21 protein-coding genes are annotated in these 19,889 nt (G+C 69.7%); 13 read left to right on the top strand and 8 right to left on the bottom strand.

Translation table 11 applies throughout. The features are described 5' to 3' along the window. Positions 1–53 precede the first annotated feature (53 nt). Complete coding sequence (locus tag M1L58_RS07435; protein WP_248658377.1) at positions 54–845, top strand: biotin--[acetyl-CoA-carboxylase] ligase; 792 nt, start codon at positions 54–56, stop codon at positions 843–845. A 1-nt stretch (position 846) separates the two neighbouring features. Here the strand turns inward: M1L58_RS07435 and M1L58_RS07430 are convergent, their stop codons facing one another. Continuing rightward, entirely contained in the window at positions 847–1,500 is a 654-nt protein-coding gene (locus tag M1L58_RS07430) for a hypothetical protein (protein WP_248658376.1), read from the bottom strand. Positions 1,501–1,613: 113 nt separating this feature from the next. Here M1L58_RS07430 and M1L58_RS07425 point away from each other — a divergent pair, with 113 nt between their 5' ends. Genes M1L58_RS07425 through M1L58_RS07415 form a run of 3 tightly spaced genes read left to right on the top strand, consistent with a single transcriptional unit; the run spans position 1,614 to position 4,286 of the window. Continuing rightward, positions 1,614–2,195, top strand: a complete 582-nt coding sequence (locus M1L58_RS07425) for a PH domain-containing protein (protein WP_245548579.1) — start codon at positions 1,614–1,616, stop codon at positions 2,193–2,195. Continuing rightward, positions 2,192–2,872, top strand: coding sequence for a response regulator transcription factor (locus tag M1L58_RS07420; protein WP_248658375.1), 681 nt, complete (start codon positions 2,192–2,194; stop codon positions 2,870–2,872). Before M1L58_RS07425 ends, M1L58_RS07420 begins: the two co-directional genes overlap by 4 nt. A 43-nt stretch (positions 2,873–2,915) precedes the next feature. Further along, on the top strand, positions 2,916–4,286 hold the full coding sequence (locus M1L58_RS07415) for a sensor histidine kinase (RefSeq protein ID WP_248658461.1): 1,371 nt from the start codon (positions 2,916–2,918) through the stop codon (positions 4,284–4,286). Here M1L58_RS07415 and M1L58_RS07410 read toward each other — a convergent pair. Beyond that, positions 4,258–4,818 carry a GtrA family protein gene (locus M1L58_RS07410; protein ID WP_248658374.1) on the bottom strand — a complete coding sequence of 187 codons (561 nt, stop codon included), beginning with the start codon at positions 4,816–4,818 and terminating at the stop codon, positions 4,258–4,260. The two genes, M1L58_RS07415 and M1L58_RS07410, sit on opposite strands and share 29 nt — an antisense overlap. 78 nt (positions 4,819–4,896) lie before the next feature. Here M1L58_RS07410 and M1L58_RS07405 point away from each other — a divergent pair, with 78 nt between their 5' ends. Next, positions 4,897–6,210: a 5-(carboxyamino)imidazole ribonucleotide synthase gene (locus M1L58_RS07405; protein WP_282578440.1), complete on the top strand. Its 1,314-nt coding sequence runs from the start codon at positions 4,897–4,899 to the stop codon at positions 6,208–6,210. Next, positions 6,207–6,728, top strand: coding sequence for a 5-(carboxyamino)imidazole ribonucleotide mutase (purE, locus tag M1L58_RS07400; RefSeq protein WP_006360458.1), 522 nt, complete (start codon positions 6,207–6,209; stop codon positions 6,726–6,728). The genes M1L58_RS07405 and purE overlap by 4 nt, the downstream gene beginning before the upstream one ends. Here the strand turns inward: purE and M1L58_RS07395 are convergent. From M1L58_RS07395 to M1L58_RS07380, 4 genes are all read right to left on the bottom strand, one after another. Further along, positions 6,725–7,579: a dienelactone hydrolase family protein gene (locus M1L58_RS07395; protein WP_248658373.1), complete on the bottom strand. Its 855-nt coding sequence runs from the start codon at positions 7,577–7,579 to the stop codon at positions 6,725–6,727. The two genes, purE and M1L58_RS07395, sit on opposite strands and share 4 nt — an antisense overlap. Before the next feature lie 6 nt (positions 7,580–7,585). Then, positions 7,586–7,960 carry a nitroreductase family deazaflavin-dependent oxidoreductase gene (locus tag M1L58_RS07390; protein ID WP_248658372.1) on the bottom strand — a complete coding sequence of 125 codons (375 nt, stop codon included), beginning with the start codon at positions 7,958–7,960 and terminating at the stop codon, positions 7,586–7,588. Positions 7,961–8,037: 77 nt separating this feature from the next. Then, entirely contained in the window at positions 8,038–8,778 is a 741-nt protein-coding gene (locus M1L58_RS07385; protein ID WP_248658371.1) for a TIGR03089 family protein, read from the bottom strand. Then, positions 8,766–10,781, bottom strand: a complete 2,016-nt coding sequence (locus M1L58_RS07380) for an LCP family protein (protein ID WP_248658459.1) — start codon at positions 10,779–10,781, stop codon at positions 8,766–8,768. The genes M1L58_RS07385 and M1L58_RS07380 overlap by 13 nt, the downstream gene beginning before the upstream one ends. Before the next feature lie 515 nt (positions 10,782–11,296). Here M1L58_RS07380 and rfbD point away from each other — a divergent pair. From rfbD to M1L58_RS07365, 3 genes are read left to right on the top strand one after another with little or no spacing between them, the layout of a single operon-like run. Further along, positions 11,297–12,232 carry a dTDP-4-dehydrorhamnose reductase gene (rfbD, locus tag M1L58_RS07375; protein WP_248658458.1) on the top strand — a complete coding sequence of 312 codons (936 nt, stop codon included), beginning with the start codon at positions 11,297–11,299 and terminating at the stop codon, positions 12,230–12,232. Between the two features lie 4 nt (positions 12,233–12,236). Continuing rightward, entirely contained in the window at positions 12,237–13,133 is an 897-nt protein-coding gene (locus tag M1L58_RS07370; RefSeq protein ID WP_248658370.1) for a glycosyltransferase family 2 protein, read from the top strand. A 44-nt stretch (positions 13,134–13,177) separates the two neighbouring features. Then, on the top strand, positions 13,178–14,311 hold the full coding sequence (locus M1L58_RS07365) for a sugar phosphate nucleotidyltransferase (RefSeq protein ID WP_154882873.1): 1,134 nt from the start codon (positions 13,178–13,180) through the stop codon (positions 14,309–14,311). A gap of 84 nt (positions 14,312–14,395) precedes the next feature. On the opposite strand, the gene M1L58_RS07360 is transcribed toward M1L58_RS07365, so the two are convergent. Further along, positions 14,396–15,043, bottom strand: coding sequence for an O-methyltransferase (locus M1L58_RS07360; RefSeq protein ID WP_006360466.1), 648 nt, complete (start codon positions 15,041–15,043; stop codon positions 14,396–14,398). A 277-nt stretch (positions 15,044–15,320) separates the two neighbouring features. Between M1L58_RS07360 and sigE the strand changes: the two genes are divergently transcribed. The 4 genes from sigE to tatB all read left to right on the top strand — a co-directional run bounded on the left by sigE (position 15,321) and on the right by tatB (position 18,713). Continuing rightward, positions 15,321–15,941, top strand: a complete 621-nt coding sequence (sigE, locus tag M1L58_RS07355) for an RNA polymerase sigma factor SigE (RefSeq protein WP_248658369.1) — start codon at positions 15,321–15,323, stop codon at positions 15,939–15,941. Positions 15,942–16,172: 231 nt separating this feature from the next. Continuing rightward, positions 16,173–16,694, top strand: a complete 522-nt coding sequence (locus tag M1L58_RS07350) for a hypothetical protein (RefSeq protein WP_006865859.1) — start codon at positions 16,173–16,175, stop codon at positions 16,692–16,694. After that, positions 16,691–18,229 (top strand): S1C family serine protease, encoded by a 1,539-nt coding sequence (locus tag M1L58_RS07345; protein WP_248658368.1) that lies wholly within the window; start codon positions 16,691–16,693, stop codon positions 18,227–18,229. The genes M1L58_RS07350 and M1L58_RS07345 overlap by 4 nt, the downstream gene beginning before the upstream one ends. Before the next feature lie 16 nt (positions 18,230–18,245). Beyond that, entirely contained in the window at positions 18,246–18,713 is a 468-nt protein-coding gene (gene tatB / locus M1L58_RS07340; protein ID WP_248658367.1) for a Sec-independent protein translocase protein TatB, read from the top strand. A gap of 9 nt (positions 18,714–18,722) precedes the next feature. Here the strand turns inward: tatB and M1L58_RS07335 are convergent, their stop codons facing one another. Next, a complete protein-coding gene (locus tag M1L58_RS07335) occupies positions 18,723–19,868 on the bottom strand; it encodes an Mrp/NBP35 family ATP-binding protein (RefSeq protein ID WP_040535543.1) in 1,146 nt (381 codons plus the stop codon). Positions 19,869–19,889: the final 21 nt, after the last annotated feature.

Below are 19,889 nucleotides of genomic sequence, written 5' to 3'. Positions count from 1 at the left end.
GGGTTTGCGCCGCTCGTCATCCCTGGGCGAGGCACCCAGTAGGTTCTTCAGACATGACCCTCGACGCCGATCTGCTCCGGACCCGACTCGCCGACACGCGCTGGCACCGGATCGAGGTGGTCGACGCGACGGGGTCGACCAACGCCGATCTCGTGACACGCGCGGCCACCGAATCGATCGACGGGACGGTACACCTGACCACCGATCAGAGCGCGGGCCGCGGACGTCACGCGCGGACGTGGACGGCGCCGCGCGGGACCCAGCTGGCGATGTCGGTGGCGGTGGAGGTCGGTGAGCACACCGAGGACCTCGGTTGGCTGTCGCTGCTGGCCGGCCTCGCCGCGGTCCAGGGCATCGGCGAGGCGGTGGGCGTGCGGCCGACCCTCAAGTGGCCCAACGACGTTCTGATCGAGGGGCGCAAGACCGCCGGAATCCTGTCGGAGTACACGCGTTCGCCGCACACCCGGCACGGGGACGGGGGAGTGGCGGTGATCGGGACCGGCCTCAACACGACGATGACGCAGGAGCAGTTGCCGGTGCCCACCGCGACGTCGTTGCAGCTGGCGACCGGCAAAGACGTCCCGCTCACCGAGCTCGCGGCGTCGTACCTGCGGGCGTTGTCGGAGCTGCTCGACCTCTGGCCGCACGACGTCGACGGACTCGCGGCCCGCTATCGGGAGGACAGCGACACCATCGGGCGCCGCGTACGGCTGCTGCTGCCGGGCGACGAGGAGGTCGTCGGCACCGCGACCGGCGTCGACGCGTCCGGGCGGATCGTCGTCGACGCCGACGGGCGGCAGGTGATCGCGGCCGCAGGCGACGTCACGCACCTGCGGCCGGTCTAGATCAGCCGGCAGGACGCTGCAGGCTCTTGATGCCCATCGCGGGGATGATCGTCAACGGCGGCAGGCCGATGACGAAGTGCAGGATCGCGGTCTCGATGCCGACCGAGGTCTGCTGGTAGGTGAGGATCGGGATCAGCACCGCGGCGACCAGGAGCAGGCCGACGATCCAGCGGTAGAACTGGTTGGGCGCCGGCGTGATCAGCTGGAGGACGTACCAGAGGGCGCCCGCGGCGAGCGCGCACAGGAAGCCCACGACGCCGAACCAGATCTCGCTGGCCGCCACCGGATTCCACACCCCGAGCTTGCCGGACTCGTTCACCTTCTCGACGAAGGCCGAGATGATCCACGCGACCAGCCAGGCCGCCAGGCCGGTGACCACACCGGTCATCACCACGCCACCGGCGAAGGTGACCGGGTTGACGTCCGGGCCGCGTCGCGGCGCCCGCGCCGGCCGCGGCTGCTCCGCATATCCGCCCGCGGCGCGGTAGGCGTCGCCGCCGCCGTAGGGCTCGGCGGGGTACTGGTCGCGGTACGGCTCCTCGTAGGGCGCGCCCTGCTGGCTGTAGGCACGCGAATCGGGGTTGTAGCCGGACTCGTAGCGGGCGGTCCGGGGATCGGGATCGCGGTGCGGGCCCCGCGGTTCCTGGTAGGTCATCACATCTCTCCTCGCCGACCGCCCCAACGTGCCCGGCAGTCGATCGGTACTGGTGCCTCGCAGTCTACTCAGCGTGCCCCCCGGGCACGCCCGTCCCGATTATGCTGAGCCGCATGGCTTACCCGCGGGAGAACCTGGCGCCCGGTGAACGTGTGGTTCTCCACCGGCACCCTCATTGGAAGTGTCTGCTCGGGCCGTTCCTGCTATTCGGGATCATCACCGCGGCCGCAGGTGTCCTCGCCGGCGTGATCGCCGGGTCGTCGCTGAGCTCGACCCCGCGGACAGTGCTGCTGATCGTCGTCGGCGTGGTGTGGGCGCTCGGCCTCATCTGGTACTTCATCCGCCCGCTGCTGTCCTGGAAGACAACGCACTTCGTGCTGACCGACCGCCGGGTGATGTTCCGCAACGGAATCCTCACGCGGTCCGGGATCGACATCCCGATCCGGCGGATCAACACCGTCGAATTCCGCCACGGCGTGATCGACCGGATGCTGCGGACCGGAACGTTGGTCATCGAGTCGGCCTCCGACGAGCCGTTGTCCTTCGACGACATCCCGCAGGTGGAGAAGGTCCACTCCCTGCTCTATCACGAGGTGCTCGACATGTACGGCGACGACGACCATCCAGACGACGCCTACGGCGACCCGGACGGCCCCGCCGACCGTCCCGAGAGCAGAGGGGCGCGGGAGCGTTGACCAATGTGCTGCTCGCCGAGGACGACGCCGCGATCGCCGAACCGCTCGCACGTGCGCTGACACGGGAGGGATACGGGTGCGAGGTCGTGAGCACCGGCGCCGACGCGCTGGAGAAGGCGCTCGACAGTCGCTACGAGCTGCTCATCCTCGACCTCGGGCTCCCGGTTCTCGACGGACTCGAGGTCTGTCGGCGGGTGCGTGCCCAACGTCCCGCACTGGCGGTCCTCATGCTCACCGCACGCACCGACGAGGTGGACTTCGTCGTCGGCCTCGACGCCGGTGCGGACGACTATGTCGGCAAACCCTTCCGGCTCGCAGAACTCCTCGCGCGCGTGCGCGCCCTGCTGCGGCGCCGCCAGCCCGGCGACGGTGACGAGGTGCTCGAGGGCGGCGAGATCCGGCTCGACGCCCGGGCGCGCCGCGTCCTGGCCGACGGACAGGACCTCACCCTGGCGAACCGCGAGTTCGATCTCCTGCGGTTCCTCATGGAGCGCGCCGGCGAGGTCGTGACACGCGAGGAGATCCTCACCGAGGTCTGGGGGTCGGTGGATCTGCGGTCGTCGAAGACCCTCGACATGCACATCTCGTGGCTGCGCCGGAAGATCGGCGACGACCGGCACAGCCGCCCGCGGCACATCGTGACGGTGCGCGGCGTCGGTTTCCGGTTCGACCCCTAAGCCGATGCCCATACGACCCGCTTCGATTCGCCGCCCGGCGTCCATGCGGCGACGCCTGCTCACCACGATGATCGGCGTCCTGATCGCGGTCGGATGTCTGCTGGGCATCCCGTTGAGCGTGGTCGCCTGGTGGTGGGTCGCCGACAACGCCCACCAGGACCTCGACAACCGGCTCAAGATCATCGCCGATCAGCTCATCCGCCAGGAGGGCGCCGACGGGCGCATCCCGCGCGACTCGGTCAACCGGGAGTCCTTCGAGCTGCTGCTGCCGCCGAACGGGCGTCTGACGATCACCTACCCGGATCTCGAGGGGACGGCCCAGCGGTTGGTCGTGGGCGCCGACATCGGGGGTTCCCGGCTGTCGGAATCCATCGGTCTGGGCTCCGCCGGCATGTTGACCCTGTCCATCCCGCGCGACGAGGTCCGCGACGACCAGATGACCGCGACCGGGATCGTGCTGCTCGTGGTGCTCTCCTCGGTGATCGGCGGATCGGTGGTGGCCACCGTGACGGCCGGCCGGATCGTCGACCCCCTGACCGATCTCGCCGACCGGGCGGCGACGCTCGGGCGCGCCGACTTCCGCACCGAATGGAAGATGTACGGCATCGCCGAGCTCGACCGGGTGTCCCGGGCGCTCGCCGACGCCAACACCGCGCAGGCGCTGCGGATCGAGCGGGAGCGTGAGATCGCCGGCGACGCGTCGCATCAGCTGCGCAGCCGGCTGACCGCCATCCAGCTACGACTCGAGGAGCTGACCCTGCACGAGGACCCGGCCGTGGTCACCGAGGCCGAGGCCGCGCTCGATCAGGTCGAACGACTGGCCACCGAACTCGACGAACTGGTGGAGGCCTCGCGGGCCGACGAACCCGCACCGCATTTCATCGACGTCGGGGAGATGCTCACCACGCTGGTCGAGGACTTTCGCCACGCCTTCGATGCCCAGGGCCGCGAGCTGACCGTGGAGGTCGACGGGGCGCCACAGGCACTCACCTCGCAGTCCGGGCGCCTACGCGAGGCGGTCAGCGTGCTCGTCGACAACGCCTTACAGCACGGCCGCGGGATGTGCCGGATCGACGTGAGCACGCTGCAGGCCGGTGATCTGGTCCGCATCACGGTCGCCGACGAGGGCGAGGGGGTGGCCGACGAGATCTCCGCGCACATCTTCCGGCGGGGGTTCTCGGCCGGGAAACGGCCGGGTGCCGGTCGCAGCGGCGTCGGACTGTCCCTGGCGCGGGCGCTCATCGAGGCCGACGGCGGACGACTGGAACTCACCGTGCGACGCCCCCCGGTCTTCGCGATCGTCGTCCCGGCCCGGTATGCGAGCGGCTACGGCGAGGACCCGGACGAGCAGGAGGATCCGGGTCAGGACGACTCGGACACCGGCATCACGCGTGACCGAGTTCCTCATCGTTGAGTTCGGCGAGCGTCGGGTGCAGGTCGGTGGACCCGGCGTCGCCGCCGCGCAGCAGCTCCTCGGGGAACGCGAACTTGCGCAACGCCCAGAACCGGAAGGCCATCTGCATCAGGTTGCCGATGATGTAGCCGAGGACGAAGTCGACGACGACGACCTCGGACACACTCAGGTTGGACCGCATGTCGAAGACGTTGTTGCCGATGAACAGCGGTGCGGCCTGCAGGATGACACCGATCCCGCTGATGATGAAGAACAGCAGCGCCTCGTGGTGCCGCTCCCGGCCCCCGCGGTTCTTGAAGGCCCACTCGCGGTTGAGGATGTAACTGAGGATCGTCGCCAGCACACCGGCGATGACCTTGGCGATCACCGGCTTGGTCTCGAGGATCGTGAGACTGAGGCTGTAGAAGATGGCGAGGTCGAAGACGAACGTCGTGCCGCCGACCATCGCGAACTTGATGAGTTCGTGGTGCCGCATGACGAGCCGTCGGGCCGGCGCTGGGAGGCGAGCGATCAGCTCGTCGATCAATGGCACAAGATCCGAGTGTACGAAACAAATCGGTCGGGACAGTTCTCCGGGCGGTTGTGCGGATGACGGACCGGACATGGAACGATGGTTCGCGTGAATCCTCGCGTGCCGGATGAAGCGCCCGAAAACGGGCCGGTGACCTCGAATTCCACGGTGCCTCCCACTCCCGAAGCGGCACGGAGTGCCGGTGCGGCGTCGGGTATGCCGAAGGTCACGATGATCGGCGGCGGACAGCTCGCCCGGATGACCCATCAGGCCGCGATCGCCCTCGGCCAGTGTCTGCGTGTCCTGGCCGCGTCCGAGTCCGATCCAGCCGCGCAGGTGAGCGCCGACATCGTCCTCGGTTCGCACGACGAACTCGACGATCTCCGCCGCGCCGCCGCAGGTGCCGCCGCTCTCACCTTCGACCACGAGGGTGTGCCGCTGGCGCATCTGGAGGCGCTCGAAGCCGAAGGGGTGGCGGTCCTCCCGCCGTCGAAGGCGCTGCACTTCGCCCAGGACAAGCTGGCCATGCGCGTGCGGCTGGCCGAGCTGGGTCTGCCGGTACCGGCGTTCGCCGATCTCGCCGGCGACCGTGAGGCCGCCCGTGCGCGTCTCGTCGAGTTCGGCGAGGCCAACGAGTGGGAGATCGTCATCAAGGCGGTCCGCGGCGGATACGACGGCCGCGGGGTCTGGCTGGTCGACGGCGCCGACGAGGCGCTCGCGGTCTTCGACGAGTACCCGTCCGACGCACCGGCCCTGCTCGCCGAGCAGAAGGTGCCCATGCGCCGCGAACTGTCGGCGATGATCGCTCGGTCCCCGTTCGGGCAGGGCGCCGCGTGGCCGGTCGTGGAGACGATCCAGCGTCATGGCCAGTGCGCCGTCGTGCTCGCGCCCGCACCGGATCTCTCCGACGAGGTCGCTGAGCGGGCCCAGCAGATGGCCTTGCGTCTGGCCGATGAACTCGGCGTGGTCGGCGTCATGGCGATGGAACTCTTCGAGACCGTCGACGGGGAGCTCGTCGTCAACGAACTCGCGATGCGTCCGCACAACAGCGGTCACTGGACGATGGACGGCGCGGTCACCTCGCAGTTCGAGCAGCATCTGCGTGCCGTCCTCGACTACCCGCTGGGCAACACCGCACCCACCTCGCCGCTGACCGTGATGGCCAACATCCTGGGCGCGCCGAGCGCCCCGGCGATGTCCATGGACGAGCGCCTGCACCATCTGATGGCGCGCATGCCGGAGGCGAAGGTGCACCTGTACGGCAAGGGTGAGCGGCGCGACCGCAAGATCGGCCACGTGAACATCGTCGGCCGCCAGGGGGAATCAATGGAATCGGTGCGCGAGCGCGCCGAGCGTGCCGCGCAATGGATGTCGCACGCGACGTGGACCGACGGATGGGATGTTCATTCATGAGTGAGACCGCAGAGTTCCGGGGTCCCCGCGTGGGCCTGATCATGGGCAGCGACTCCGACTGGCCGACGATGAAGGCCGCCGCGGAGGCGCTCGCCGAGTTCGACGTGCCGTTCCAGGTGGGTGTCGTCTCGGCGCACCGCACCCCGCAGCGGATGCTCGACTACGCCGCCGGCGCCGCCGCCAACGGCATCGAGGTCATCATCGCGGGAGCCGGTGGGGCAGCGCATCTTCCGGGCATGGTCGCCTCGGCGACCCCGCTGCCGGTGATCGGTGTGCCGGTTCCGCTGCGACACCTCGACGGTCTCGACTCGCTGCTGTCGATCGTGCAGATGCCCGCGGGTGTGCCCGTCGCGACCGTCTCGGTCGGCGGTGCACGCAACGCCGGTCTGCTCGCCGTGCGGATCCTCGCCTCCTCCGACCCTGCCCTGCAGGAGCGGATGGTGTCGTTCCAGAAGGGCCTCGAGCAGATGGTCCTGGACAAGGATGCCGCGCTGCAGCAGGAACTGCTCGGCGACTAGCCCAGTCCGGCAGGCGATTCCGGAGTGGTGGGCGGCAAGCCGAGTTTGTCGGTGAAGAAGTCCATCACCCGGTCGAAGGCCTGCCTGGTGGGTTGTCCGGGTTCGTCGTAGAGGTCCTCGGTCAGCACCGAATGTGGCCGGGGGAACATCGAATCCGGGTTGGCGGCGTCGTCGGGTAGTTCGATCCCGATGAACGAGTCGCCGAGAAGCTCTTGGAGATAGGCGAATCGCGACCGCGGCGAGAGTTGGTCGCCCGCGAAGCGCAGGCCCATCACCTCCAGACCGCGGGCGCATCGGGCCTGTACCTTGGCGAGATCACCGGCGTCGACGTCGATGGCGCGTGCCCGTCCCGGGAGCACCGCGAACGGCAACGACGGTTGCGACAGCACCGGGGCCAGCATCCGTTCGTCGGTGGCCATCGCCAGTGCGAAGCCGCCGGTGAAACACATCCCGACCGCGCCGACCCCGGGGCCGCCGCAGCGGTCGTGCTCGCGGGCGGCGAGGTCGCGCAGCCAGGCCGCGACCGGTGAGGTCTTTCCCGTTGCGAGAATGGTGAATTCGCGGGTGATGCAGGTCTTGGCGATGGTGCCCAGCATGTTGCGCACCGAACCCACCCGGCCGAGGTTGTCCGGTCGTGGGTCCTGACCGTCGACACCGAACAGGGAGGGCATGACCGCCGTCGCACCGAGATCGGCGATGCGTCGGGCGACGTCGGCGACCTTCGGGCTGATGCCGGGCATCTCGGCGATCACGATGACCGCGGGCCCGGTGCCCTTGCGGTAGACGCGGCGGGTGTCGCCGCGCAGGGTCACGTCCTCGGCGGTGAAATCGTCGAGCGGGTCGTCGGCCATCGCGGGTCAGTCCTTGTGCAGGGTGCCGAGGAGCGCCGACTCGAAGGGCATCGCGAAGATCTTGGCGCCGCGGGCGAGGTCGGGGGAGTCCGACGGCACGACCCGGGGCCCGGTGACCCGGTAGCGCTTGTCCTTGCGGACGATGACGAAGGAACCGGCCGCCTGCACATTGCGCACCCAGTCGGTGTGCCTGCCATAGGTGAGGACGATGGTGAGTTTGTCGCGGTCGACCCAGGCGAGTACCGGGTTCGAATAGGTCTTCCCGGATTTGCGGCCGACGTGCTCGACCATCGCGAACGGCGGCAGGTGTGGTGCCCACTGCCGCTGGATCGGGTTGGTGACGATCTTGTTGAACCGGGCCAGTGCGTCAGGTAGTCGCATGTGCCCACTGTGCCTCAAAACCCGCGATCCCGCGGGGCCTTGGTGTCTGCTCCCGTGGGGTCGCGCGGCATTTGCGGCTATCGGGGTAGGACGACTCCGGCTTTCTCGACATCGGCGATCGCGGTCACACGTTCCGCGGACGCGTTGGCGACGTGCACGAGGCTGCCGCCGGTGACGAGCGGCGCGAGAAGGTGGGCGAGCACGCCGGATGCGGTGTGCCACGGCCGCGTCGACACCACACGGGTGCCGGCGGCGATGCCGTCGCGCTCGGCGACGGCGCGCGCCTCGGTGATCACCTCGGCCGTCGGGGTGCCGTCGAGCGCCTCGACGGCGGGGGACCGGGAGATGAACTGGTCGCCGTGCACCCGCACGACGCTCCCGTAGTCGCCGACGCCGGGCGGTAGATCACGCAGCGGCAGGGCGAACGGATCGAGAGACGCCACCACGACCTCGTCGGCGTCGGGATGATCGTCGAGACGATCGCGCGAGGTGAAGACCACCAGCGGCTCGGATGCCGGTTCCGTGGCGTCGGGACCCGCGACATGGACGTCGGCGCCGGCCCACAGTGCACCGAGCAGGATTCCGGCGGTCTGCCAGTGCTCGGGCAGGTCCACCACGACGACATCCCCGGCGCCCACACCGATCTCGTCGGCGAGATAGTTGGCGGTCTTGGCCGCCCAGTTGCCGAGTGTGGCCGCCGACAGCTCGGTGCGCTCGCCCGTCGCCTCGTCGTAGTAGGTCAGCAGCGGACGCGAATGATCCGCCACCGCACCGAAGATCGCGTCGGCGACCGTGTTCGGACTGTTCAGTTCACGCACATCGGCCCCTTGGTCCCGGCGGTGATCGGCGGCCGCTTGTTGCCGACGCGTTCACTGGCCGGGGTGTTGTCGGTCTGTTCGCCGGTGTCGCCGAGTCCGCCCGGTCCGGCGTAGGTGTTGGTGAGGATCACCTTGAGCTGGTCATCGGCGAGGTTCGGGTCCTCGACGACCTTCACGCCGCCGAGGTCCTTGGCGAGCAGTCGGGCGGCGTCGCCGTTCTCCTTGGCGTAGACCACCGAGTCCTTGGTGTCGGCCTTGCCGCTGGAGGTCTCCCCGGACTGATAACCCTTGTTGGTCAGGATGTTCGCGACATTCGACCCGAGCCCGTCGATCGTGCCGGCGTTGACGACGTCGACCTTGAAGTCGCCGCGCTGGGTGTCGCCGCCCGCCTGCTGCGGGGTGAGGAGATCGCTGGTGTAGGTCTTGACCGCCTGCGGATCGACCTCGACGACGGACTGCATCCCGTCCTCGCTCCAGCCCTGCTCGGTCACGATCGGGATGGTCGCGAACTTCACGCGGCCACCGCTGAGATCCTTGAGCTGCTCGGCGAAGTTGATGATGTTCCAGCCGTCGTCGATCACGATGGAGCGCGCGACCGCGTTCTGCATCTCCGAGAGCTTGCCCGGGTCGGTGAGAGTGCCTGCGGAGAGCACCTTCTGGGTCAGCGACGCCATGAAGGCCTGCTGCCGCGTGATGCGGTCGAGGTCGCCACGGGGGAGTCCGTGACGTTGACGCACGAAGCTCAGGGCGCGGGGGCCGTTGAGGGTCTGGACACCCTTGCGGAACCGGGCGCCGCTGAACGGATCCCGGACGGGCGCGTTGAGGCAGACGTCGATGCCGCCGACCGCATTGGTCAGCAGGACGAAGCCGAGCAGACCGACCTCCGCGTAGTGGTCGACCTGGACGCCGGTGAGGTTGGCGACGGTGTCCACCAATGCCTTCCGGCCCGCGAGCGTGCCTTCCTTCTCCGCTTCCTCGGGTGACTGCCCGGCTTCGACGGCGCGAGCGCGCACGCCTTCGCGGGTGGTGCCGTAGGCGGCGTTGATCTTGCTCATGCCGATTCCCGGCACGTCGACGTAGGAGTCACGGGGGATCGAGATCGCGGTGGCCGACGAACCGTCCTCGGGGATACGCACCAGCAGGATGGTGTCGGTGTTGGTGGCCACCTCCTCGCCCGACCGGAGGAGTTTGATCTCCTCCGGCGAGAGCGGGTTGCCCTTCGCGTCGGTGCGGGAGTCGGTGCCCACCAACAGGATGTCGACGGCGCCGTCTTTCGCGCCGCCCAGGCCGAGGCCACCGAGCTGCGTGATGCGGGTCTCGAGATCGGACATCGTGTTCCAGGCGTAACCGGTGCACAGCAGCACGGCGACCGAGGCGATCGCGATCAGCGCACGACCCCACCCGGCTCCGGATGCCCAATGGGCGCGCGGGCGCGACGAGGTGCCGGGAGGTGCGGTCGGCGGAGTCGCCGGCGCGGTGGATTCTCCACTCACCGAGAGCTTCTCGGACACCGCGGCGGCGCCGGCGGTGGCCGACCGGCGCTTCCGGCGTGGAGGAGTGCCGGTGGTGGCCTTCGAGGGTGCCCCGGTCTTCGAGGGTGCACCAGTCCTCGGGGCGCCCGACTTCGATGCCCCCTTCTTCGGGACGGCGTTCTGGACCGAACCCTGTTCGGCAGTCGCCTTGGGAGCGGCCGACTTCGGGGCGCCGGACTTCGGGGCGGCCGCCTTCCGAGGTCCTGCCTTCGCCGGCCCGGCCTTCTTCGCGGCGCTCTTCTTCGCCGGGGCCGTGGCCTGCTCGGCGTCGGGGCGGGGCCGGCGCTTGCGGGCAGGGTCCTGCGGTGCGGGCTGCTGCCGTTCGGCGGGCTTGGATCGCGTGTGGATCTCGCCGGAGGATCGTCGACCTAGAGGCTCGTCGGCACGACGCGGACGGCGGGGCGATGCCGGATCCTGCGGGGGCACGCGCCGCCGGGGATCACGCTCGTCGGCGTGGCGTCGTCGGGGCATCCCTTCGTCCCGGGCGGGGATCCGTTCCGGGGGCGGCTGGCGTCGCGCACGCTGTGCGGATTCGGCTCGGGTCGGTTGCTCGGGCGCACGCCGAACCACGCGGCGTCGGGGGCCGGCCGCCTCGGCGTCCACGGGACGGGGGCGGGCTCCCTGGCTGGGCCGTCCCGGTTCACCAGCGCGTTCGCCGCGCACGGGCCGTCGGCCGTTGTCGGCATCCGGAGTGCGCCGGTTACCCGGCTCCGGCGGTACCGCACGCCGGGGGCGCGGCCGCCCACGTGCGCCGTCGGATGGTGAATCCACTGGTCAGCGATCCCTTTCGCGGTCATCAAGCTGCTCGACGGTGGCGCCCGGTCGGTCCGCGCCATGGGATTGTCGGTGCAGAAGTGAAAGTTGGTGTTGTGCTGTCGCCAGGCTACTGAAGTGATTCGGGAATTCGAGAACGCAACGCCGAGGAGTCGAGTAGCGGTCGTCACGTGGATGACGTGGAGTCGTGGCCCACCGTGGTCTGCGGCACGATGGTGCGCATGCGTGTCACGCCCAGCACCCCCACCGTGTACATCGTCGGCGCCGGCGGTCAGCTCGGCACCGCCCTCCAGGGGAGGTCGGCGCAGGCACCCGACTCCGTGGTGTGGCGCCCGCTGACCTCGGCCGACATCGACATCGCCGACGAGACGTCGGTGGCGGCCGCACTCGGCGACCTCGGTCCCGAGGACGTCGTCGTCAACTGTGCCGCCTACACCGACGTCGACGGCGCCGAATCGGACCTCGCCGGTGCCCGCCGCGTCAACGTCACCGGTCCCGCAGTGCTCGCGGCCCACACCGCCGCCGCGGGGGCGTGGCTGATCCATGTCTCCACCGACTACGTGTTCCCCGGTGCCGCACCCGACTCCGATCGTCCGGAGGGCTACGAACCGGACGACGTGAGCGGCGAACCGGCCACCGTCTACGGGGCCACCAAACTCGCAGGCGAACGCGCCGTCCTCGAGGCCGACCCGCGCGCCACGGTCGTGCGCACCGCCTGGGTGTACACCGGCGGTCCCGAGAGCCGCGACTTCGTCGGGACGATGCGGCGCCTCGAGAAGTCGCGCGAGACCGTGTCGGTCGTCGACGACCAGCTCGGGTCGCCCACGTACTGCATCGACCTCGCCGACGGGCTGTGGGAACTCGTCGCCGCCGGGCCCCGCCCCGAGGTCACCGGCGCCGTCCTGCACGCCACCAACGCGGGTCACGCGACCTGGTTCGACGTGGCCGCGGCCGTCTTCGAGGAGGTCGGCGCCCAACGGTCACGCGTGCTGCCCACGACCACGGCGGAGTTCCCGCGCCCGGCACCGCGCCCGGCCTACTCGGTGCTCTCCGGGCGTTCCTGGGCCGCGGCAGGGTTGACCCCGCTGCGGGACTGGCGTGCCGCGCTGCACGCGTCGATCGCCGCGTCAGAGGGTTCGTTACCCTGAGCCGGTGCCCGCTCAGCTAGCCGTCGTCACGGTGACCTACTCCTCCGGTGATCACCTCGCGACATTCCTCCGCAGTCTCGACGCCGTGACCGACGTGATGCCGCAGGTCATCATCGCCGACAACGGCTCCGACGACGGCGCACCAGAGAAGGCCGAGCAGGACTACGAGTCCGTCACGCTGGTCCGCACCGGCGGCAACCTCGGCTACGGGCGTGCGATGAACCGCGGCGTCGCCGAACTCGATCCCGACATCGAGTTCGTGCTCATCGCCAACCCCGACGTCGAGTGGAAGCCCGGCTCGATCGACGAGCTGCTCGCCGCCGCGCAACGCTGGCCGCGTGCGGGGTCGCTCGGACCGCTGATCCGCGAACCCGACGGCACGGTCTACCCGTCGGCGCGTCGTGTCCCGGACCTCGTCTCCGGCACCGGCCACGCCATCCTCGGCACGGTGTGGAAGTCCAACCCGTGGACCGCGGCCTACCGCGCCGACGACGAGGCCCCCTCGGAACGGGCCGTCGGGTGGCTCTCCGGCTCGTGCCTGCTGATGCGTCGCGAGGCCTTCGACGCCGTCGGCGGCTTCGACCCGCGCTACTTCATGTACATGGAGGACGTCGACCTCGGCGACCGACTCGCCAAGGCCGGCTGGCAGAACGTCTACGTGCCCTCCGCCGAGATCGTGCACACCAAGGGACACAGCGCGGGCCGGCACCCGGAGAAGATGCTGCCCGCGCACCACGAGAGCGCCTACCGGTTCCAGGCCGACCGCAACCCCGGCGTCCTACGCGCCCCGCTGCGGCTGGCGCTGCGGGCCGGACTGGCCGTGCGCTCCCGTCTCGCGGTACGGGCCGCCCGCCGCGCGCTGTCGGCCCAGGACACCCCGACGAGCGAAACCAACGGATAGGTGCTGAAGTGAGTACCGATCATCACGAAGAAGGGACCGATCAAGTGGATCAATACACCGTGCGCGACTCGGTGGGGAGTGAAGCCGTCGGGGGATCGGGCCCGGTCGCCGAGGACGTCCAGGCGGTCGTCCTCGTCGGCGGCAAGGGCACCCGGCTCCGCCCGCTAACCCTGTCGGCGCCCAAGCCGATGCTGCCCACTGCGGGCCTGCCCTTCCTCACCCACCTGCTGTCGCGCATCCAGGCGGCCGGTATCCGCGATGTGGTCCTCAGCACCTCGTTCAAGGCCGAGACGTTCAGCGAGTACTACGGTGACGGCTCCAAGCTCGGACTGAGCATGCGCTACGTCACCGAGGAGGAGCCGCTCGGCACCGGCGGCGGTATCCGCAACGTCCTCGACGAGCTGACCGCCAAGACCATCGTCGTCTTCAACGGCGACGTGCTCGGCGGCACCGATGTCCGCGACGTCATCGACACCCACCGCAAGGCCGACGCCGACGTCACCATCCACCTGGTCCGGGTCAGCGATCCGCGCGCATTCGGCTGCGTGCCGACCGACGCCGACGGTCGGGTCACCGCCTTCCTGGAGAAGACCCAGGACCCGCCGACCGACCAGATCAACGCCGGCACCTACGTCTTCGAGCGCGAGATCATCGAATCGATCCCGTACGGCGTGCCCGTCTCGGTGGAGCGTGAGGTGTTCCCGCGTCTGCTCACCGAGGGCAAGCACGTCCACGCGCACGTCGACCACGCCTACTGGCGCGACATGGGCACCCCGGAGGACTTCGTCCGCGGTTCGGCCGACCTGGTCCGCGGCATCGCGCCGTCGCCGGCACTCGGCGACCGTCGCGGTGAGTCGCTGGTCCACGAGGGTGCGGGCGTCGGCCCGGGCGCGCTGCTCATCGGCGGCACCGTGGTCGGCCGCGGAGCCGAGGTCGGCCCCCGCGCGCGCCTCGACGGTGCGGTGGTCTTCGACGGCGCGGTCATCGAGGCCGGCGCGGTCGTCGAGCGCTCGATCATCGGTTTCGGCGCACGTATCGGTCCGCGGGCCCTGATCCGTGACACCGTCGTCGGCGACGGCGCGGACATCGGCGCGCGCTGCGAACTGCTGCGCGGCGCCCGGGTGTGGCCGGGAATCGAGATCCCCGACAACGGAATCCGCTTCTCGACTGACGTGTAGAACACGCAAACCCACCCTTTTTCGGCAAACCCACCACCCGCACGGGTGGTGGGTTTGCCGAAAAAGGGTGGGTTTGTCTTGCGGTCAGCGCGTCTTGACGGCGGCCAACACGCCGGGCCCGAGCGGGATGACGACCGGCAGGAGGCGCTCGTCGTCGGCGATCAGCAGGGCGGCCTCGCGGGCAGCGGCCGTCGGCGGGTCGGTGCGGGACGGGTCGCCCACGGTGCCGTCGGCGGTCGCATTGTGCACCACGACGACGCCGCCGTCGCGCAGCATGCGTACCGCCTCGGTCACGAACCGCGGCAGGTCCAGCAGCGGCCCGTCGATGAAGACCAGGTCGTACGACGAGTCGGACAGGCGCGGCAGCACATCGGTGGGCGTGCCGTTGATCAGACGCGTCCGGCCGGGGGAGATGTCGGCCCCGGCGAACGATGCCCGCGCCGCGCGGTGATGTTCGGGCTCGGGGTCGATCGTGGTCAGGACACCGTCGGCGGCCATGCCGTTGAGCAACCACAGACCGCTGACGCCGGTGCCGGTCCCGATCTCGGCGACCGCCTTGGCATCTGCGGTGCGGGCCAGGAGCGCCAGCAGCGCACCGACCGCCGGGCTCACGGGCGTGGCGCCCAGTTCCTCGGCGCGGGCACGGGCGGCGATGACGGCATCGTCCTCGACGATCGCCGACTCGGCGTAGGCGATCAGATCGGGGCCGGCGGACGGGGTTGACTCGGTCACGCGTCGAGGTTAACCGCCGCTCGGTCCAACCCGGACATGGCACGCCGACCTGCGCGAATCCGGGTCGCCCCACATCCTCAGGGAACACTCAGCCGACTCATACGGCGACCACACTCCGGTAGGAGAGGGTAAGGGCGTCCGGTTGACGGTAATTCCGCTCCAGGCTGGTGTGAACGCCCGCCGAATGGGGAATACCCGATCGGTGCGACGTTGTTCCACACGGTGAGTGCTCAGGGTCACCGGGCTGTGTTCACGAGAGAGGAACCGACCACCCACCATGACCGATTCCCGCGATTCCATCGACGACGTGCCTGCCGTTCCGGCGGGCACGGCAGGTTTCGACGCCACCGGTGACGAAATGCTGATGCCGTCATGGGACGAACTGGTGCGCGAGCACGCCGACCGCGTCTACCGCCTGGCCTACCGGCTGTCGGGAAATCAGCACGACGCCGAGGATCTCACCCAGGAGACCTTCATCCGGGTGTTCCGTTCGCTGTCGAACTACCGGCCCGGCACCTTCGAGGGCTGGCTGCACCGCATCACCACCAACCTGTTCCTCGACATGGTCCGCCGCCGTAGCAAGATTCGGATGGAGGCGCTGCCGGAGGAGTACGACCGCGTGCCGGCCGACACCCCCGACCCGCAGCAGATCTTCGACGCCACCAATCTCGATCCCGATCTGCAGCGTGCCCTGGATTCGCTGGCGCCCGACTTCCGCGCCGCCGTCGTCCTCTGTGACATCGAGGGCCTGTCCTACGAGGAGATCGCCGCGACGCTGGGCGTCAAGCTCGGCACCGTCCGCAGCCGTATCCATCGCGGCCGGCAGAGCATCCGCGACGCGCTGGCGGCTCAGGGCCACACCAGCAGCCGTTCCGTCGCCATCGGCGCGCGCAGCTGAGGTGTCGTTCCGGGATCGGTCGATCGTCGGACACCTCACCTCCGCCGACTCTTCGGCGGAGTCCGGGAACCACAAGGCGACGAGCGTCGTTGTCTGACTCGGATAAGCTGAGACGTTGCGTGCACGCCACGTGCGGCAGCACAGTCCGCCGGCGGTGAGTACCGTGGCGAACAGACTCGGCAGGCTGAGATCGGATTGCGGCGGACACGTCGTGGAGAGGGGTGACCGACGATGATGGACGGCGATCGCGGGCGTCCGACCCGGGGCGGCGGTATCGAGCCCCCAACCCCCAATCTCCGTCGCCGGCGGTCCTCCTGGAGTGCGGACTCCTGGACACCGGCCCCGTCGTCCTTCCTGCCCAATCGCGGCTATCGCGCGCCCGGCACCGCCGGCGGACGCCGCTTCGCACCCACCGAACATCTCGCCCCCGAGGCGGTCGCCGCCTTCGTCGACGGGGAGCTCGGCATGTCGGCGCACGCCCGCGCCTCCCACCACCTCGCGCTCTGCCCGGAATGCGTGGCAGCCGTCGACGCACAGTCCCTGGCCCGCACCCGACTCCGCGAGTCCGGTCAGGTGTCGGTGCCCGCATCCCTGCTCGGTGCACTGTCCCAGATCCCGACCCGCGAGATCGATCTCGGCTCGGACGCCCCTACCGACGGCATCCCCGGCGCCCGCGACGCGATGCGTCCGCCCGCGAACCCGCTCACGCGTGACACGGGCCGTGGCCGCAACTTCCGCCGTCGGGGTCGGTGAACGTGGCCGACGGAACCGGATCGCAAGACGAGGACACCTCGACTCCCGGTGGTGACGCCCAGTTCGCCCGCCGCGAAGATCCCCCGAACACCCAGCGCCTGACGCCCGGGCGCGCACGACACTCCCCGGTGTCGCCGTCGACCGCGCAGGTCTTCGGCCGGCCCTCGGGGGTTCGCGGGTCGTTCGCGACCACCCCGAACAATCACTCCGCGCCGCAGCCCCATGTCGCCGATCCGGATCCCGTGCTCGCCGAGGCCTTCGGCCGCCCGCCGGGTTCCGACGAGACCCTCCAGCGCGACCCGCTCGCCTCGTACGGCCAGACCGACGAGGAGCCACGGGCCAACGACCCCTGGCGCGACCCGGAAAGCCCGGCGCGACTCGTCGACCCGGCACTGCCGACCGCGTCGTCGGCCCCGGCCACCGACCCCGGACCCAAGCTCGGTGTGCGAGATGTGTTGCTGGGCAACCGGATCAGCTGGAGCGCGCTTGCGACACTCGCGATCATCGCCCTGCTCATCGCTCTCGTCGGCGGCCTGATGGGGCGCTGGACCGCCGAGGTCGCGGCCCCGCTGACCACCGATTCGGTCGAGCTGTCCACCGACGACTCCGGCGACGGATCGGCACCGCGTTCGTCGATCGCCGAGGTGGCGCGGGCCGTCGAGAAGTCCGTCGTCGCCATCGACGTACGCGCCTCCGGGGCCTACTCGACCGGTTCGGGCTTCGTGATCGACAAGGCCGGGTACATCCTCACCAACAACCACGTGATCGCGATGGCCGCGAACGACAAGGCCGCCAAGCTCGAGGTCATCTTCTTCGACCGTCAGCGGGTCGCCGCCCGCATCGTCGGCCGTGATCCCAAGACCGATCTCGCGGTGCTCAAGGTCGAGAACGTGAAGAATCCCACCGTGTCGGTCCTCGGTAGCTCCGAAGATCTGCAGATCGGCGAGGAGGTCGTCGCCTTCGGATCGCCACTGGGCCTCAACCGGACCGTGACGAGCGGCATCGTCAGCGCCACCAACCGTGCGGTGGCCCTCACTCCCGACGCCGAGTCCGACACCGATGCGGTCATCGACGCGATCCAGACCGACGCCTCCATCAACCCCGGCAACTCCGGTGGCCCCCTGGTCAACGCCGACGCCAAGGTCGTCGGTATCAACACCGCAGGTCGGCTCGGTGCCGGCGGCGGTTCCATCGGCCTCGGCTTCGCCATCCCGATCGACGAGGCCAAGCCCATCGCCGAGGCCCTCATCCGCGACGGCAAGGTCAACCACGCCCAGATCGGCATCAACGCCAGCTCGGTCCGCAACGAGCGGGTCCTGGGCGCGCAGGTGCGCAACGTGGTCTCCGGCGGACCGGCCGAACGCGCGGGGGTCCGCGAGAACGACGTCATCACCTCGTTCAACGGACGGCCCATCGAGAGCGCCGACGAGTTGAATGTCGCGGTCCGGACCGCGAAGATCGGTGAGGAGATCCCGTTCCAGTACTGGCGGGACGGGCGCACGTTCGACGGCAAGATCACGCCGCAGAGCGACTGACACCGGGACGAGGTAGATGTTCAGCAGTATCGGATGGGGCGAGATCGCGATCCTGATCGTGGCGGCCCTCGTCATCCTCGGACCCGAACGACTTCCCGGCGCGGTGTCGTGGTCGATGCAGTCGTTGCGCAAGGTCCGCGATTACGCGACCGGCGCGACCAACCAGCTCAAGGACGAACTGGGTCCGGAGTTCGAGGACCTGCGCAAACCGCTCGCCGACCTCAACGAGCTCCGGGGCATGACGCCTCGCTCGATCGTCACCAAGCATCTGCTGGACGGTGACGACTCACTGTTCCGTCTGGGAGAAGACGCCACGACCGTCGATCGCAGCACCACGCCGGCACCGCCGATCAAACCGGTGTCGGCGCCGATGTCGCTCGACAAGAGCACCGACACACCGTCGGCCGAGCCGTCCTCGGGTGGTGCGCAGGCCGAACGCCGGACCGGTCGTCGTCCCGCCGTCACCGACTGGGACGCGACCTGACCTGACCGCTCAGGAGTGGCGGACGGTGTCGAGTCCGAGGCTCATGCCGGCGAGCCCGCGCTTGCGTACGGCCAGCTTCGCGGCGATCGCCCGCAGGGCCGATCCGGCGGGGGAGTCGGGGGCCGACAGGACCACCGGGACACCCGCATCGCCGCCCTCGCGCAGGGCGGTCTCCAACGGCACCTGACCCAGGAGTTCGACGGGGGCGCCGACCGCACGGGTGAGTCGCTCGGCGACCTTCTCGCCGCCACCCGAACCGAACGGTTCCATGCGGGTGCCGTCGGGCAGTTCGAGCCAGGACATGTTCTCCACGACGCCCAGGATCTTCTGGCGGGTCTGCAGTGCGATCGCACCGGCGCGTTCGGCGACCTCGGCCGCGGCCTGCTGCGGGGTGGTGACCACCAGGATCTCGGCACCCGGGATCAGCTGTGCGATCGAGATCGCGACGTCGCCGGTGCCCGGCGGCAGGTCGAGCAGGAGGACGTCGAGGTCACCCCAGTAGACGTCGGCGAGGAACTGCTGCAGTGCGCGGTGCAGCATCGGCCCGCGCCAGGTGACCGGGGTGTTGCCGTCGGTGAACTGGCCGATGGAGATGAACCGCACGCCGTGGTTCATCGGCGGCATGATCATCCGCTCCACCTGGGTGGGTTTGGCGTCGCTGCCCAGCATCCGCGGCACGGAGTGGCCGTAGATGTCGGCGTCGAGAACACCGACGGTGAGTCCGCGCTCGGCCAGTGCGGTCGCGAGATTGACCGTGACACTGGACTTTCCGACGCCGCCCTTACCGGAGGCGACGGCGTAGACGCGGGTCAGGGACCCGGGCTGGGCGAACGGGATGACCGGTTCGGCCTTGTCTCCGCGTAGCTTCTTGCGCAGTTCGGTGCGCTGCTCGTCGTCCATGACGTCGAGTTCGACGCGCACTGCGCCGACACCGGCGACATCGGCGACGGATTTCTCCACGCGCTGGGTGATCTCGGTGCGCAGAGGGCATCCCGACGTCGTCAGGTAGATCCCGACATCGACGCTCGCGTCGTCGTTGATCGTGACCGACTTGACCATCCCGATGTCGGTGATGGGCTTGCCGATCTCCGGATCCTTCACCTTGCCCAGAGCGGCGCGAACTGCCGATTCCGTGGGCGCAACTCCTGTAGTCATCTGCTCCAGCGTACCGGCGTC

The organism is Gordonia sp. C13, from assembly GCF_023218005.1.
GTDB lineage: Bacteria > Actinomycetota > Actinomycetes > Mycobacteriales > Mycobacteriaceae > Gordonia > Gordonia namibiensis.
The sequence above is the reverse complement of the archived record's forward strand: the minus strand, read 5'-3'. Positions and strand labels throughout refer to the sequence as shown.